This window comes from Streptomyces regalis (genome assembly GCF_001509475.1).
In the GTDB taxonomy this organism is placed as follows: Bacteria; Actinomycetota; Actinomycetes; order Streptomycetales; family Streptomycetaceae; genus Streptomyces; species Streptomyces regalis.
In genome coordinates this window covers 74,176-90,360 of sequence record NZ_LLZG01000411.1, presented here as the reverse complement: position 1 = coordinate 90,360, position 16,185 = coordinate 74,176, and the positions used below count along the sequence as shown (strand labels likewise).

Below are 16,185 nucleotides of genomic sequence, written 5' to 3'. Positions count from 1 at the left end.
CCACCGTCGATCCCCTGCGTCAGGGCCCGGCAAGCGGTGGGCCGGGCGGCTGGAGGATGCCGAGGAGGAGGCGGACGAGTTCGTCGACGACCTCGTCGAGGGTCGCGTCCACCCACCCCGCGCTCCAGTCGTGCAGCAGTCCGTTGACGCTGCCGATGAACGCGGTCGCGGCGAGGCGGTAGTCGCGGGGCACCGCCTCGCCGCGGGTGACGGCGGACGCCGCCTCGGCGCAGACGAGGTCGACCCAGCGGGCGCGCCGGGCGAGGCGCTGTTCCTCCAGGCGGGAGCTGACGCCGATGATCTCGACGAAGGTGATGCGGATACGGCGCGGGTCGGAGGTGACGTTCGCGGCGTACGCGCGGAAGATCTTGGTGGCGCGTTCCGCGAGCGGCAGGCTCTCCGCGCCGGCCACCGCCGTCAGGACGGCCTCCTCCGCCCATGCGTTGACCTGCAGATGGAGGGCGGCCAGGACGTCCTCCAGGGTGCGGAACTCCTCGTAGAACTGACGCGTCGACAGGCCCGCGGCCTCGCTCAGTGCCGCGACCGTCGTGCCCCGGTAACCGGGGCTGTCGCCGAACAGCTGGAGCGCGGCGTCGAGGAAGCGGCGGCGCCGCTCGGCCTGTCGCTCCTCGGCCGACTTGCCGCCGTAGCGGCCGGTGGGCGCCTTGAGCCTGCCCGTCACGCTGTCCTCCCACCGCCTCGCCGGACCCGACGGCCAATTTTGTCGTGTCCGCGGTCTTGTGGAGAAGGGCACCCCCTCCTTACTTTTCAGTAAGTTGATTCTGAAAGCACTGGTGTTCAGATTCGGCGCGCCTCAAGTTCGTTCTGTCTCAGATCCATTGGCCCGTTCCTGCCTGCCCCGCCCACACCCACCTCAGAGGAAGAGAGCAGTCATGGCTGCCATCAGACCCAGGCACCTGTGCTCCGTAGCCGCCGCCCTCGCCCTGACCGTGACCGCTCCCGCGACCGCCGCCACGGCCGCCGCCCCTTCCGCAGCCGCCCTGCGTGAGGTGCTGTTCGTCGGCAACAACTGGGACGGCACCGCCGATGTCATCAAATCGTCCGGCGACTTCGCGAAGATCGGCCGTATCGACGTCGTCCCCGACAAGGACGAGCGGATGGCGGAGATCAACGCCGATCCGATCAAGTGGATCTACTTCATGGCGATCCGCAACAGCGTCGGTGAGGGCCACGACCAGTTCGTCGACGACATGTACTCCACGCCGGACGGCACGTCGATGGTCGTCTCCCGGCCGAGCTTCGCCGATGTGGTCTCCCTCGACCTGGCCACCGGTGACATCAACTGGCGCTTCCCCGTGTCCGGTTACCGCGCCGACCACATGGCGGTCTCCCCCGACGGCAAACGGGTCGCGGTGTCCGCCTCGACCTCCAACACCGTGCATGTGCTGGACATCGACACGGGCAAGGAGCTGGGCAAGTTCGCCACCGGCGACAAGCCGCACGAGAACATCTTCACCCGGGACGGCAAGTACATCTACAACATGGCGATCGGCGACGTGAACACGCAGACCGACGCCCCGTGGCTGGACTGGACGAAGGGCGACCGGCGTATCACCGTCGTCGACGCGACGACGTTCCAGCAGGTCAAGGTCATCGACATGCGTCCGGCTCTGGACGCGATCGGTCTGACAGACCACTCCGACGCGGTCCGGCCCGCCGTGCTCTCGCCGGACGAGTCGAAGCTGTACTTCCAGGTGTCGTTCTTCAACGGCTTCTTCGAGTACGACCTGGCCACCGACAAGATCACCCGCACGAAGACCCTGCCGAAGAACCCGGCGACCGGCGACGACCGCACCACCTTCGTCAACGACTCGCGCCACCACGGCCTTTCGATGAGCCCCGACGGCAGCAAGCTGTGCGTCGCGGGCACGATGGACGACTACGCGACCGTCGTCAACCGCACCACGCTCCAGGAAGGCCCGCTCGTCACCGCCTCCAAGCCCTACTGGGCCACGGTCAGCGGTGACGGCAAGTCCTGCGTGGTCTCCGAGAGCGGCACCGACCAGGTCACGGCCATCGACTTCGCCACCGGCAAGAAGCAGGTGTCCGTCCCCGTCGGTGACCACCCGCAGCGGGTCCGGCTGGCCCATGTGCCGGCGAACTGGACCAGCCCGACGGCCGACTGATCAGCCCAGGGACCAAGGCCTCTGCGCTCAGCCCAGGGCCTTGAGCACCGCACCCACCCCGTCCTCGGTCGCCATGTGCCGCGCGGCGACCGAGGCGGCACGGGTGTACGTCTGCTGCCGTACGGCCCGACCGAGTGCGTCGGCCAGCCGTTCGGCGGTGAGGGACGCGAAGGGGATCGGGTCGGTGGCCGCACCGATCGTGGCCAGTCGCCCGGCCCAGAACGGCTGGTCCGCCGTCACCGGCACCGGGACGGCGGGGATCCCGGCGCGCAGCGCTGCCGCCGCGGTGCCCGCCCCGGCGTGATGGACCGCCGCGGCCACCCTCGGGAACAGCAGCTCGTGCGGTACGTCGCCGATCGTCAGGACGTCGTCGCCGGCGGCCCCGAGTCCGGCGCTGCCCGCCTGGAGGATCCCACGCAGCCCGGCGCGGCGCAGCGCCTCGACGGCGATCTCGCTCAACCGCTCGCCGTGACCGGCCGCCATGCTGCCGAAGCCGATGAACACCGGGCGCGCCCCGGCCGCGAGGAAGTCCTCCAGATCCGCGGGCAGTCGCCGTTCCGGGTCGACGTACGGCCACCATGTGCCGACGACGTCCAGTCCCGCGCGCCAGTCGGACGGGCGTGGCAGCAGCGCCGCACTGAAGCCGTGCAGGACGACGCCGTTCGCCCGCTCCTGTCGTCGGCGCATCTCGGAGGGACCGAGCGCTGGCAGGTCGAGGCGGCGGCGCAGCTCGGTGACGGCGTCACGGTAGATGCGGTCGGCCATGCGCAGGGCGAAGCGTCCGGCGGTGCGGTTGCCGAGGCGGCCGAGGGAGCGGGTTCCCATGACGGTGGGTGGGAAGTCGCCGGTCGGGGCGGTGGGTTGGAGGTAGGCGCCGACCGTCGGGGTGCCCGTGGCCTCGGCCAGGTGCCAACCGAGCGGTGCGGTGGTGGCTGACAGCAGGAGCAGGTCCGTGCCCGGCTCCACCGCGTCGGCGAATCCCCGGCCGAGCTCGGTGACGAACGCGGCGGCTGTGCGCATCAGTTCACGTCTGCTCTCGACCCCGCCCCGGTCCTGCGGGCGGGTGGGCAGACTCCTGAACTCCAGGCCCGCCTCCCGTAACAGGGGTGCGAAGGCGTCGGTCGTGGCGAGGGTGACGTCGTGCCCGGCCTCGCGCAGGCCTGCGCCGAGCCCCGCGTAGGGCGCGACGTCGCCGCGTGATCCGGCGGCGGCGATCAGGATCCTCATCTGTCCTCCTCACGGTCCGCCCGTCGGGCCCCGTTCGCGTGGACGGCCTTGCACAGATAGGCGGCGAGGCCGGGCCGCTGCTGCGACGGCGGGACGACGAGCGCGAAGGCGCGCGGGTCGGCGGCGAAGTCGTCCGCGATGCGCCGGTGCATGTCGGGCGGACAGGTGGTGAACCAGCGGGCGATGTGCAGCCGGTGCTCCTCGGCGAGATCCATGGCGCGCTCGCCGTCGACGGGCTCCCCGTCGTCGAAGGCGGCGAGCAGTTCGGCGCGCCAGGCCGCGGCCTCGCCCATGAGCTGCCGCCAGTCCTCCTTGGTGTGGGTGGCGGCCCGCGCCATCGACTCCTTCTGCCCCGGCGAGTCCCGCCACTTGAGCTGTGCCTCGGTGGCGTAGCTGAGGTCGAAGCCGATCTCGCCGAAGACCTCGAAGCGTTCTGCGGGGGTCAGTTCCACGCCCGTCTGCTGGACCTCGATGGCCTGCTCGGCCACCTCGGCCAGACGCTGAAGCCGACCGATCTCCTCGCTCAACTGCCGCAGGCGGCCCTGGAGATGCTCCAGGGCGTTCGCCTGCGGGTCCTTGAGAATCTCGGCGATCTCGTCGAGGGAGAAGCCGAGTTCGCGGTAGAAGAGGATCTGCTGGAGCCGGGCCAGGTCGGCTTCGCTGTACAGCCGGTAACCGGCGCCGCTGCGGCCACTGGGCGAGAGCAGTCCCGCCCGGTCGTAGTGGTGCAGCGTGCGCACGGTCACCCCGGCGAAGGCCGAGACCTGTCCCACGGAGTAGCTCATTCACCTGCCCTTTCGTCGGGGTACAGCGTGCAGCCTGACGTAAGGGGAGGGTCAAACGACGTTTCTTGTCCGGCTCTTATCCGATGGTCCGCGCGGCCCACGCGGAGAGCTCGGACCGTGCGGCGTTCAGCAGCGCGGTCGAGGGAGCGCTCGCCCCGTTCGTCACCAGCGCGTAGTGCAGGGCGCCGGAATCCGAGTCGGTGAGCAGCAGGCGTCGGCTTCCCGTGCCGCCGGGTTCCGCGGCCACGCCGATGGGGGTGGTCGAGGTGTACGACGGCGGCGCGTACGCCGTGCCCAGGTCGGAGACCACCGTGGTGGACCCGGTCGGGAAGGACGCCGGAAGGTGCAGCTCGGTCGGTGCCGTGCCGCTGCTGGAGCGCCACACCAGCAGCCCGTACTGTCCCGATCCCACCAGCTGCGCCACGTTCGGCAGCGAGCTCGGCACCGGGTTCCAGGTCAGGGTCGTGTCGCCGTCCCGTGAGCGGTCCTCGTAGGTGAAGGCGACCGTCGTCCCGGAGGTGGCGCTCGGGTAGATCCGGTCGAGCAGCCGGGCGTCCTGCCGCAGCACCGGCGTACCCGAGTCGCTGAGCCGTACGGCGGACAGGTCCTCGTCGTTCCAGGCGTCACCGGTGGTGAGGACCTTGTCGGGGTTGCCGTTCATCAGCTCGTGGTGGCGTCCGTTGTAGATGTCCCACTGCCACTGCGAACCGGAGAGCACCGGGCCGGAGCCGGCCGGCTTCGACCACCAACTCGCGCCCGGCACACGGGAGTCCAGGGCCTGGTACATCGCCTTGAGCACGGTCGGTGCCTTGTCGGAGACCGATCCGGCCAGCGGGTGGCCGAACTCGCTGATGATCGCGGGCGTCCGGGTGGCCGATGCGCGGTCGCGGACGGTTCCGAAGTCACCTGCGTACTGGCCGTCCGCTGCCTTGCCCCACATGAAGACGCCGGAGATGGCCTTCTGGTCGTAGAAGTGGGTGTTGAAGACGTACCGCGGCCCGAGCGTGCCCGCGTCCAGGAGTCCGCCCTCCTGCTTCTGGAAGTCGATGTTGGCGTTCCAGAAGAGGTTCGGCTCGGCGAAGAGCGGCTTGTCCTGCCAGCCGGCCGCGTCCATGCGGGACCGGAACTTCTCGTAGAACGGCCACAGGACGTCGCGTTCCCAGGTGCGGCTGGTCTGGCCGGAGTCGTAGGTGCCGGCGTGCGGTTCGTTGTAGGGGTCGAAGCCGACGACGCCCGCGAACTCGGCGGCGGAGACGTTCTGTTTGACGTACGCCATCGTCTTCTGGGCGGTGGCCAGGAAGGCGTCCTGGAGGCCGTACTCGTTGTGCCAGAAGTCGTGCGACGCCTGCTTCACGGCCTCGTTCTGGGTGATGTTCTGGCCCCAGAAGAGGCAGATCCCGCACGACTCGTCCGGGTAGTTCCCGGCGTCGACGGCCCACTTGGGGGCGCCGTCGCCCGTGTACCAGCTGTCGGGGTCGAACAGGTGGCGGGAGTAGAGGTCCTGGTGGAAGTCGGGGTAGACGCGGATGCCCGCGTCGAGGAAGGCGCGCATCTGGGCGGTGGCGGCGGCCAGATAGGTGGTGTCCACCTGGCCGCGTACGGGTTCCGCGTAGGCCCAGGACAGCAGGAAGCGGACCGAGTTGCCGCCGCCGAGGGCGCGCAGGGCGGTCGCGGACTTCTTCGCGTCGGCGACCGAGGCGAAGGGCAGGCCCTTGTTCTCGGCCAGCTTGGTCTCGCCGGAGACGTTGTAGCCGCGCAGCACGACCTCGCGGCCGTGTCCGTCGGTGAAGCGGCCGTTCTGGACGGTGAGGGGCGTTTCGTCGAACCAGAGGGAGTCGGGGAGGGTGGCGGCGGTGGCGGGAGTGGGGCCCGCCACCGTCAGGGATCCGAAGAGGACGACCAGGACAACGAGCAGACGCGTCCGGATGTTCGGCATGTCCACTACAGTCCGGTGATATCAGGACACAGTCAACACCCCTGACTCTGGAGTAAGTTCCGTCTCGGCCCTCACGCCGGTCTCATCCCTGCCCGGGCAGATCGAGTTCCTCACGAGCCGCCGCCACCCACCGCAGGACACCCTCCGCCCCGGCCTTCTCGGCCGACTCCACCGCTTCCCGGAGGAGTTCCGCGGCTTCCTCCCTCCGGTCCTGCTGGGCCGCGACGTAGGCGAGCCCGATCAGGTTGGCCGCCACCCCCGGCAGGAATCCGAGCTCACGGCGCAGCCGGGTGGACTCCTCGAATCGGTCTCGCGCCGCATCGAGCCGTCCGGCCATGTGGTCCGCGAAGCCGAGGTGCCGCAGGGCGTAGGACATGGTCAGCCGGTCGTCGGCCCGGGTGGCGAGGTCGAGGGCGCGGGTGAAGGCGGGCAGGGCCGCCTCGGTGTCGTCACGGACCACCTGGTGGAAGGTGCCGACCCAGAACAGCGCCTCTCCCTCGCCCCGCACGTCGCCGAGCTGTTCGTACAGCCGTACCGCGCGCTCGAAGAGCTTCAGCTCCCGTGCGTCCTCGACCCGCTCCTCGAGGAACCGGGCATGGACGACCTTGCCACGGGTCAGGGCGAGATCCGCCTCGACCGCGTCGAGCCCTCGCTCCGCCGGCGCCAGTGCGCTGCTGTCACCTCCGAACACCGCGCGCTCGTAGAGGACTTGGGCCTGCTCTATGCGTGTGTCCACAGTCATCCGGCGATCGTACGAAAGCCGTCCCGCACCCTCCCAACGACTTTTCAGCTGCCGATCCTGCGCGTCAGGTTCAACAGGTACTCCTTCCGCTTCAGCGGGTTGAAGTCGGTGCGCCGGCGCTCCGGCACCGCGCCGCGTGCGGCGGGGGCGTAGTGGTCGAAGGCGCTCTCCAACTCGCCCTCGCCGCGCGTCAGCCCTGGCAGCTGCTGCTCCAACTCGTGCACGTGGGCCGCGGGCACCGATCCCTCCAGCGAGCAGGAGGCCCCGCGGGTCTGTGTGGTCTGCGGCACCGCGCGCAGCCTGGTCAGCACCGGCAGCAGGGCGGCCAGGGTGTCGGTCGGGGTCTCGATGCGGAAGCGGTGCATCGGCTCGTGCACCCGGGTGCCGGCCCGGCGCAGGGCCTGGGTCAGGACCAGCGGGGTGAGGCCGCGGAAGTCGTAGCCCGTGCTGGACATGCTCTTGTCGAAGCCCTGGTGGGCGTGGCTCTGCCGGGGCGAGTAGCCGGAGTGGGTCATGGTGACGGTGCAGTCGGGGATCTGCCAGCCGTGCAGGCCCTGGCCGAGGGTCTCGCGGACGGTGTCCTCGACGGCCTTGAAGAAGGCGTACGGCATGGAACCCAGCTCCACTTCCAGCCGGAAGGCCACGCCGGATCCGACCGGGGCGGGGTCGACGCGCAGGCCGATCGTCGCAAGGAAGGGATTGCCGTCCTTCTTGTTGAACTCGACGGCCGCACCCGAGCCGACCGGCCGCTCGACGCACAGCGGCGTCGTCTCACGGAAGGTGACGTCGAGGCCGAACTCGTCGGCGAGCGTGGCCTGGATGACCTCCTTCTGTACTTCGCCGTAGAGGGAGACGAAGGTCTCCTGCCGCACCTCGTCGTGGCGCAGGTCGATCAGCGGGTCCTGTTCGGCGAGCCGGGTGAGCGCGCGATGCAGGGCCCGCCGGTCCGCTCCGTCGCCGGGGACGACGACGGTTTCGAGGGTGGGCGGGGCGAAGAAGTGCCCGTGCGTCTTGCGGGGTTCGCCGATGACGTCGCCGATTTTGATGTCGGCCAGGCCCCAGAGCTTGGCGATCCGGCCCGCCGCCACCAAGTCGTCCCGGACGTCCATGCCCTGGTCGAAGACGCTGATCGCGGTGATCCGGCCCTCGGTGCGCGGGGTGCCGAGGTCGCCGGCGTCGCTCGATCCGTCGGCCGCGCCGAAGCGGATCCGGTCACGGGTGCGCAGCGTTCCCGAGAAGATCCGCGCGTACGCGACCTTCTCCCCCGCCGGGCCCCGCTCCACCTTGAAGACGGTCCCCGAGACCGGCCCGTCGGGGTCGTCGCCGGCGGCGGGCAGCAACTGCCTGATGCCGTCGATCAGCGCGTCGACGCCCGCGCCGGTGACGGCGGAGCCGAAGTACACGGGATGGACGAGGGCCTGCCGGGTCCGGTCGACGAGGGCGGCGTGGAGGCGGTCGTAGGAGACCGTGTCCTCGACATAGGCGGTCAGCAGGTCGTCGTCGAGGTCGGCGAGGACGTCGAGCGCGGACGGGCCGAGGCCGGGCAGGAAGCGCGCGTCGCGCGTGCCCAGTGCAGCGGCCGTTCCCATGGGTACGACGGCTGCCGTCAGCCGTTGCGCGATGGCCCGCAGGACGGCGTCGTACCGTGCACCGCGTCGGTCGATCTTGTTGACGAAGACGAGGGTGGGAATGCGCAGCCGTTGCAGCGTGCGCATCAGCACGCGGGTCTGCGGCTGGACACCCTCGACGGCGGAGACGACCAGCACGGCGCCGTCGAGGACGCCGAGCACCCGCTCCACCTCGGCGATGAAGTCCGGGTGGCCGGGGGTGTCGATGAGGTTGACCGTCACGTCGTCCAGCGCGAAGGAGACGACGGCGGACTTGATGGTGATGCCACGCTGTCGCTCCAGCGCGAGGGAATCGGTCTGTGTGTTCCCGGCGTCGACGCTGCCGATCTCGTCGATCACGCCTGCCGTGTGCAGCAGGCGCTCGGTCAGGCTGGTCTTACCTGCGTCGACATGGGCGAGGATCCCGAGGTTGAGCAAGTGCACGAAGCGTCATGTCCTTCGATGAGGGGGTCGTTCCTTCCTGGGGGGACATGAACGCAGTGCGCATGGCTGCTCCTCTGTGCGTGACGACGGGACCCGTGCAGTCCAGCAGGACCGGCCCCGCACAGGCAATGGATTAACGCTCAACGACCCCTGTCGCAGCACTCGCCGCCTCACCGCGGCAGCCATAGAGTGACGTACATCACACCCGGCCAATGTTTCCGCCTCTCCCCGATCGGCCTCTGGAGGGCACATGACTCACATCTCGGTGAAGGTGGACGGCACGACGTACGAGGATGACGTGGAGCCCCGTCTCCTCCTGACCCACTACCTGCGCGACCGCCTCGGCCTGACCGGCACCCCCATCGGCTGTGACACCTCGAACTGCGGGGCCTGCACGGTCGAGCTGGACGGCACCGCCGTCAAGAGCTGCACCGTCCTCGCCGTCCAGGCGGACGGGTGCGAAGTGACCACCATCCAGGGGCTGGCCCATGACGGCGAGTGGACGGCCCTTCAGCGGGCGTTCCACGAGCGGCACGCGCTGCAGTGCGGCTACTGCACCCCGGGCATGATCATGGCGGCCCGTGATCTGCTGCGCGAGCATCCGCACCCCACGCCGGACGAGGTACGGCACGGCCTGGAGGGCAACCTCTGCCGCTGCACCGGCTACCAGAACATCGTGCGAGCGGTGCTGGACGTCTCCGAAGAGGAGGAGGTCACGGCATGAGCGAGACCGTCGCACGCGAGGTCGGCCGTGCCCGGCTCCGCAAGGAGGACGCCCACCTGATCACCGGGCAGACCAACTGGACCGACAACATCAGCGTCAACGGCCTGCTCCACCTGGCGATCCTGCGCAGCCCGATGGCCCACGCCCGCATCGACCGCGTCGATGTGTCGGCCGCCCTCGAACTCCCCGGCGTCATCGCCGCGTTCAGCGGACGCGACGTCGCGGAGTCGATGGGGTCGCTGCCGTGCGCCTGGCCCGTCGCCGAGGACACCGTGGTGCCGGACCACCCGCCGATCGCGGTCGACGAGGTGCGCTACGCCGGCGACCCGGTGGCGGTCGTGGTGGCCCGCGACCGGTACACGGCCGCCGACGCGCTGGAGGCGATCGAGGTCGACTACACCCCGCTGCCCGCCGTCCTGGACATCGAGGGGGCGCTGGCCGAGGGCACCGCACTGGTCCACTCCGACAAGGGCACCAACCGTTGCTACGACTACCACTCCGCGAGCGGCGACTACGAGGCCGCCAAGGCGCGGGCCGATGTCGTCGTGACCCGCCGCTACCACCAGCAGCGCCTCATCCCGACCGCGATGGAACCACGCGCCGTCGTGGTCACCCCGCTCGCCGCGTCCGGCGAGTTCACCCTCTACTCCTCCACCCAGATCCCGCACGTCCTGCGGGTCCTGCTCGCCGTCACCACCGGCATCCCGGAGCACAAGATCCGCGTCGTCGCCCCCGACGTGGGCGGCGGATTCGGCTCGAAACTCCAGGTGTACGGCGAGGAAGTGATCGCCCTCGTCCTGGCCAGGCGCCTGGGCCGGCCACTGAAGTGGACCGAGTCCCGCTCCGAGGCCAACGTCGCCACCCACCACGGCCGCAGCCAGGTCCAGGACATCGAGGTCGCCGCGCGCCGCGACGGCACCGTGCTCGGCCTGAAGGTCTCGCTGCTGGCCGACATGGGCGCCTACCTGATGCTGCTCTGCCCGGGCATCCCGATCCTCGGCGCCTCCATGTACCCGGCGATCTACAAGATGGGGGCCTACGAGTTCTCCTGCACCGGCGTCTTCACCAACCGCACCCCGATCGACGCCTACCGCGGAGCGGGCCGCCCGGAGGCGACGTACGCGATCGAACGGATCATGGACGACCTGGCCGCCGAACTCGGCATGGACCCGGTCGACCTGCGGCGCCACAACTGGATCCGGCACGAGGAGTTCCCGTACACGACGATCGCTGGGCTCACCTACGACAGCGGGAACTACGAGGCCGCCACCGACAAGGCTCTCTCCCTGTTCGACTACGACAAGCTGCGCGTCGAGCAGGCGGACCGCGTCGACCACGCGGACACCGTGCGCCTCGGCATCGGCGTCTCCACGTACACCGAGATGTGCGGCCTCGCGCCGAGCCGCTGGCTGAGCGAGATGCGCTACGCCGCGGGCGGCTGGGAGGCGGCGAGCATCCGGGTGCTGCCCACCGGCAAGGTCGAGGTCGTCACCGGGACCAGCCCGCACGGCCAGGGCCATGTGACGTCCTGGAGCCAGATCGCCGCCGACGCCCTGGGGGTGCCGTTCGAGGACGTCGAGGTGATGCACGGCGACACCAGGCTGGCGACCCACGGCATGGACACCTACGGCTCACGCTCGCTCGTCGTCGGGGGCGTCGCCGTCCACGAGGCGGCACGCAAGGTGGTGGACAAGGCCCGCAAGGTCGCCGCGCATCTGCTGGAGGCCAACGAGGCGGACCTCGACTTCGCGGACGGCGCCTTCACCGTCAAGGGCTCTCCCGAGGCGCGCAAGACCATCCAGGAGGTGGCCTTCGCGACCTTCGCCTCGCACGACCTGCCCGACGGCATGGAACCGTCGATCAACGCCGAGCACGTCCTCGACCCCGACACCTTCTCGTACCCGCACGGCACCCACCTGTGCGCGGCCGAGGTCGACACCGAGACAGGTGCCGTGCACATCCGGTCGTACGTGTGCGTCGACGACGTCGGCAAGGTGATCAACCCGATGATCGTCGAGGGCCAGCTGCACGGCGGGATCGCCCAGGGGATCGCCCAGGCGTTGTACGAGGAGGCCGTGTACGACGAGGAGGGCAACCTGCTCACCGGCACGCTGGCCGACTACCTGGTGCCGGGCGCCCCTGACCTGCCCGAGCTCGTCACCGACCGCACCGAGACACCGGCGACCTCCAACCCGCTGGGCGTCAAGGGGGTCGGCGAGGCGGGCACGATCGCCTCGACGCCCGCCGTGGTGAACGCGGTCGTAGACGCGCTGCGTCCCTTCGGCGTGCAGGACATCCGCATGCCCTGCACACCGGAACGGGTCTGGCAGGCCGTTCGCTCCGGTAAGTCCGGTAAGGAGGCGCCGGCATGATTCCCCCCACATTCGACTACGCCCGCCCCGGCAGCGTCGACGAGGCGGTGCGCACGCTCGCCGACGCCGGCGAGGACGCCAAGGTGCTGGCCGGCGGCCAGAGCCTGCTGCCGCTGATGAGGCTGCGGCTGGCCTTCCCCGACCTCGTCGTGGACGTCAACCGGATCCCCGAGCTGCGCGGCGTCCGGGAGGACGGCGACACGCTGGTCATCGGCGCGATGACCACGCACCACGACGTCATCGCGGATCCGCTGGTCCGGCGGCACGCGGGCCTGCTGGCGGCCGCCACCTCCACGGTCGCGGACCCGGCCGTACGGCATCGCGGCACCCTCGGCGGCTCGCTCGCGCACGCCGACCCCGCCGGGGACCTGCCCGCGGTGGTGCTGGTGATGGACGGTGAGCTGGTGGCCCAAGGACCGCGCGGGCGGCGCACCATCCCGGCTCGGGAGTTCTTCGTCGACTATCTGCAGTCCGCGCTGGCGGCCGACGAGCTGCTGGTCGAGATCCGGCTCCCGAAGGCGGACGGCTGGGGATTCCGCTACGAGAAGTTCCACCGGGTCGCCCAGGCCTGGCCCATCGTCGGCGTGGCCGCACTGGTGCGACGCGGCGACGGGCACATCGCCGAGGCACGGGTCGGGCTGACCAACATGGGCACCACGCCCTTGCGGGCCTCGGCCACCGAGGAAGCACTGTCCGGCGCCGGCGATCCGGACGCCGTGACGCAGGCCGCTCAGCAGGCGGCGCAGGGCACGCGGCCGACCCAGGACACCTCGGCCTCACCCGAGTACCGGGCCCATCTGGCGCGGGTACTCACCGAGCGGGCGGTGCTGGCGGCCGCCGGGATGGGGTGAGCGACAATCACCGGCGTGGGCGGCCCGATCACCGGCATGGACGGCCCGGAGCAGGTGCGGGCCCGCCTCGATGCGACGGGGTACCTCGTCGACGACGGCCTCGCCGTCGCCTGCTTCCTGGCCCTGCGCCTCGGCCGGCCGCTCTTCTGCGAGGGCGACGCGGGCGTCGGCAAGACCGCGCTCGCCTCCGCCCTCGCCGAGGCGCTCGACGCCCCGCTGATCCGGTTGCAGTGCCACGAGGGCATCAACGCCTCGCAGGCCCTGTACGACTGGGACTTCCCACGTCAGCTGCGTGGTGGTGCTGTCCGACGGCTGGGAGCGCGGCGACCCGGAGCTCCTCGCGGCGCAGATGCGACGCCTGCACCGGCTGGGACACCGCGTCATCTGGGCCAATCCCCGCAAGGCGCGCCCCGGTTACGGCACCCCTGGCGGCCGGGATGGCGGCAGTACTGCCCAGCGTGGACGCCTTCGTCGAGGGGCACAGCCTGGCCGCCCTGGAGCGGCTGGCGGCGGTGGTGCGAGGAGCGGACGATGCGTGGATGGGGCCTCTCCGGCGGCCTCCGCGGTCCGGCCACGGCAGTGCGGGCAGGGCCGTTCTTCGGCGAACGGCCCGGCGCGCGTAGCACCATGTGCGCCGCCTATTCGGGTGCTTGTGTGCATATCAGAGCTACTCCCATGGAGGCCGGCGGCATACCTCTGGCGAGCACCCACCAACCGAAGGAGACGCTTATGCGTGCACCTACCGTGCTGGCCGCCATCGCTCTCGCCGGGACTGTTCTGTTCGGAGGCGCGGGCCAGGCCCTTGCCGACGAGGACGACATGAGTAGCGCGGGAGCTGATTTCGGTAACAGCTCTCCGGCTATGCCCGATTTCGGCCAGGGTACGTCCGGTGCCGAACCGGGCGGGTCCGGTTTCGGCCAGAGCGCGCCTGGTTCCGACCAGGGCGCGTCCGGATCCGACCAGGACGAATCTGGTTTCGGGCAAGACGAATCTGGTTTCGACGAGGCCCTCGGCCTCTGACGGCTGGGCCACGCTTCCCACCCCACCCCCGCCCCGGGATGCTCTCGGTGCGGGGGTGGGCTTTTCCCTGTTGATCGCGACGTCGATCCGTGCCCGGGAGCCGCATCCGCATCGACCCCGAAACGTGATCCACCGCCTACTTACAGACATCCCAACCAGTCGGTATGGTGCGCCGCTGAACCAATTCTCCCCGTTCACCTCCACGGGTCCGAGCCGTAGTGGAAGGCCAGGCGATGACATACCCCGACGAGAACCGGTATCCGCCATCAGCGTCGCCGGGATGGCACCAGCCGCACACCGAGCCCCAGTGGTACGGGTACGAGGCCCCTCGGTACTACCCGTACGGGCAGGCCCCTTGGGACGAGCCGTACGCTCAGGAGACTCCCCGGCACGACGCCGACCTCGCCGCCCTCCGCTCGGCCTACCGCCTGCTCCGCCGGACCTCCACGCTCACCGCGCTCGGCTCCTTCGTGCTGTATGTCGTGCTGTCCTGCGGCGCCCCGGGCCTGATGGGGTCCAAGATCGCAGGAGAGCTGAGCCTGGGCATGGCCCTGGGGGTTCTCCAACTCGTCGTCACCTTCGGCGCGGTCTTCTGGTACGGGCGCAGCGCGCAACGCTCGGTGGATCCGTTGGCCCGCGTCGTCAGGGAACAGGCAGTCACCGCCGGCAGAAACGCCGGGGTGGCGAGATGAACGACTTCAGCTCCGGGACTCAGGCCACCGTCCTTCTCCTGTTCACCGTCCTGGTCACCCTCACGCTGCTCATGTGCGTGATGGCAGGGCCGGACCGCGACGACCTGACGAACTTCTACACCGGCTACCTCTCGCTCACCCCGTTCAAGAACGGCCTGGCCATCGCGGGCGACTACATCTCCGCGGCCACGGTGCTGAGCACCACCGGAATCGTCGCGCTCACCGGGTACGACGGCTATGTCCTCGCGGTCAGTACCGCCTTGTCCCTGGTGCTGCTGATGTTCCTGCTGGCCGAACCCCTGCGCAACGCCGGCCAGTTCACCATGGGTGACGTGCTGGCCCGGAACATGCCCGGGCGGGCCGTGCGTGTCGCCGCCTGTGTGGTGACGCTTTCGGCGACCGTGCCCTTTCTGATCGTCCAGCTCTCCGGGGCCGGGTCGTTGCTCACCTTCATCCTGGACCTCCCGCATGTGGCGGGCGCCAGGACGGGCAGCATCGTCATGGTCGGCAGCCTGATGATCATTTACGCGGCGCTGGGCGGTATGCGAGGCACCGCGCTCGTTCAGATGGTCAAGATCGTGTTCCTGCTCGCCACCAGCGCTGTCGTCGCCGTCCTGGTGCTGAACCACTTCGACTGGAGCTTCGGCGACGTGCTCAGGGCCGCCCAGCAGGGCAGCGGCGCGGGCCCGGCCTACCTCGAGCAGGGTCTTCAGCTGGGCACCTCGGCCGGTGAGCGGCTGGACTTCATCGGCTTCCAGATCACCGTGGTCCTCGGCGTGGCCTGCCTGCCCCACATCACGATGCGTCTGTTCTCGGCGCAGGACGCGCCGACCGTGCGTCGCTCCATGTCGTGGGCGGTCGGCACGGTCACCACGTTCTGCCTGCTCGTGATCATCATGGGTACGGGCGCGGCGGCCCTGGTCGGCTCGCGGTCCATCATCGCGGCCGACCCGCACGGCAGGACGTCGGTGCTCATGCTGTCGCAGGCACTCGGCGGGTCACCCGGCTCCACGGGCACGACGGTTCTCTACTCGGCCGTGGCGGGCATGGTGTTCATCACCCTGCTGTCGTCGGTCGCGGGGATGACCCTGGCCGCGGCCTCGTCGCTCGCCCACGACCTGTTCGCCCATGCGGCACGGCGGGGGCAGGCGGAGCCGCGTACGGAGATGACGGTGGCCGTGTGGACGAGCGTGGTCGTGGGAACCGTTGCCATCGGGCTCGCCACCCTCGTCCAGAACTGGAATGTAGGCGTGCTGACCACGCTGGCCATCTGCACCGGGGCATCGGCGGTGGCCCCCGCACTCACCTACTCCCTGTTCTGGCGGGGATTCACCCGCACCGGCCTGCTCGCCACCCTCTACGGCGGCGCGGCCTGCGCGCTGGTGCTGCTGGTCTTCTCCAAGGCCGTTTCGGGCACGCCGTCCGCCCTCTTCCCCGACGCCGACTTCGCCCTGTTCCCCATGCAGTCCACGGGACTGGTCTCCGTCCCGTTCGGCTACCTGGCGGGCTGGCTGGGCAGCCGTCTGGACCACCGGCGCCGCGCCGCCGACAGCCTCGAGAACCGGCGGCTGTACGAGGAGAGCGAGGCACGGCTGCTCGCCGCGGCCAAATGACCACGGCCGCGTGACCACGGCCATC

13 protein-coding genes are annotated in these 16,185 nt (G+C 70.2%); 7 read left to right on the top strand and 6 right to left on the bottom strand.

All coding sequences use genetic code 11. From position 1 onward, the window contains the following. Nucleotides 1-19: 19 nt before the first annotated feature. A complete protein-coding gene (locus ADL12_RS45840) occupies nucleotides 20-682 on the bottom strand; it encodes a TetR/AcrR family transcriptional regulator (RefSeq protein WP_062714731.1) in 663 nt (220 codons plus the stop codon). 211 nt (nucleotides 683-893) lie between these two features. Here ADL12_RS45840 and ADL12_RS45835 point away from each other — a divergent pair, with 211 nt between their 5' ends. Further along, a complete protein-coding gene (locus ADL12_RS45835; protein ID WP_062714729.1) occupies nucleotides 894-2,147 on the top strand; it encodes a YncE family protein in 1,254 nt (417 codons plus the stop codon). A gap of 27 nt (nucleotides 2,148-2,174) precedes the next feature. On the opposite strand, the gene ADL12_RS45830 is transcribed toward ADL12_RS45835, so the two are convergent. From ADL12_RS45830 to ADL12_RS45810, 5 genes are all read right to left on the bottom strand, one after another. Beyond that, the gene (locus tag ADL12_RS45830) at nucleotides 2,175-3,374 is read right to left on the bottom strand and encodes a glycosyltransferase (protein WP_062714727.1); all 1,200 of its coding nucleotides are present in this window, start codon (nucleotides 3,372-3,374) and stop codon (nucleotides 2,175-2,177) included. Further along, nucleotides 3,371-4,159, bottom strand: coding sequence for a MerR family transcriptional regulator (locus tag ADL12_RS45825; RefSeq protein WP_062714725.1), 789 nt, complete (start codon nucleotides 4,157-4,159; stop codon nucleotides 3,371-3,373). The genes ADL12_RS45830 and ADL12_RS45825 overlap by 4 nt, the downstream gene beginning before the upstream one ends. 76 nt (nucleotides 4,160-4,235) lie before the next feature. After that, nucleotides 4,236-6,095, bottom strand: a complete 1,860-nt coding sequence (locus ADL12_RS45820; protein ID WP_062714723.1) for a cellulase family glycosylhydrolase — start codon at nucleotides 6,093-6,095, stop codon at nucleotides 4,236-4,238. Between the two features lie 82 nt (nucleotides 6,096-6,177). Beyond that, the gene (locus ADL12_RS45815; protein ID WP_062714721.1) at nucleotides 6,178-6,837 is read right to left on the bottom strand and encodes a tetratricopeptide repeat protein; all 660 of its coding nucleotides are present in this window, start codon (nucleotides 6,835-6,837) and stop codon (nucleotides 6,178-6,180) included. Nucleotides 6,838-6,881: 44 nt separating this feature from the next. Further along, nucleotides 6,882-8,888 (bottom strand): elongation factor G, encoded by a 2,007-nt coding sequence (locus ADL12_RS45810; protein WP_062714720.1) that lies wholly within the window; start codon nucleotides 8,886-8,888, stop codon nucleotides 6,882-6,884. A gap of 250 nt (nucleotides 8,889-9,138) precedes the next feature. Between ADL12_RS45810 and ADL12_RS45805 the strand changes: the two genes are divergently transcribed. The 6 genes from ADL12_RS45805 to ADL12_RS45775 all read left to right on the top strand — a co-directional run bounded on the left by ADL12_RS45805 (nucleotide 9,139) and on the right by ADL12_RS45775 (nucleotide 16,160). Continuing rightward, nucleotides 9,139-9,612, top strand: coding sequence for a (2Fe-2S)-binding protein (locus tag ADL12_RS45805; protein WP_062714719.1), 474 nt, complete (start codon nucleotides 9,139-9,141; stop codon nucleotides 9,610-9,612). Continuing rightward, complete coding sequence (locus ADL12_RS45800; protein WP_062714718.1) at nucleotides 9,609-11,984, top strand: xanthine dehydrogenase family protein molybdopterin-binding subunit; 2,376 nt, start codon at nucleotides 9,609-9,611, stop codon at nucleotides 11,982-11,984. The genes ADL12_RS45805 and ADL12_RS45800 overlap by 4 nt, the downstream gene beginning before the upstream one ends. After that, entirely contained in the window at nucleotides 11,981-12,835 is an 855-nt protein-coding gene (locus ADL12_RS45795) for an FAD binding domain-containing protein (RefSeq protein ID WP_062714717.1), read from the top strand. Before ADL12_RS45800 ends, ADL12_RS45795 begins: the two co-directional genes overlap by 4 nt. 292 nt (nucleotides 12,836-13,127) lie before the next feature. Continuing rightward, entirely contained in the window at nucleotides 13,128-13,658 is a 531-nt protein-coding gene (locus ADL12_RS57510; RefSeq protein ID WP_341846412.1) for a VWA domain-containing protein, read from the top strand. A gap of 430 nt (nucleotides 13,659-14,088) precedes the next feature. Beyond that, nucleotides 14,089-14,547 (top strand): DUF485 domain-containing protein, encoded by a 459-nt coding sequence (locus tag ADL12_RS45780; RefSeq protein ID WP_062714713.1) that lies wholly within the window; start codon nucleotides 14,089-14,091, stop codon nucleotides 14,545-14,547. Continuing rightward, the gene (locus ADL12_RS45775; RefSeq protein ID WP_062714711.1) at nucleotides 14,544-16,160 is read left to right on the top strand and encodes a sodium/solute symporter; all 1,617 of its coding nucleotides are present in this window, start codon (nucleotides 14,544-14,546) and stop codon (nucleotides 16,158-16,160) included. The genes ADL12_RS45780 and ADL12_RS45775 overlap by 4 nt, the downstream gene beginning before the upstream one ends. Nucleotides 16,161-16,185: the final 25 nt, after the last annotated feature.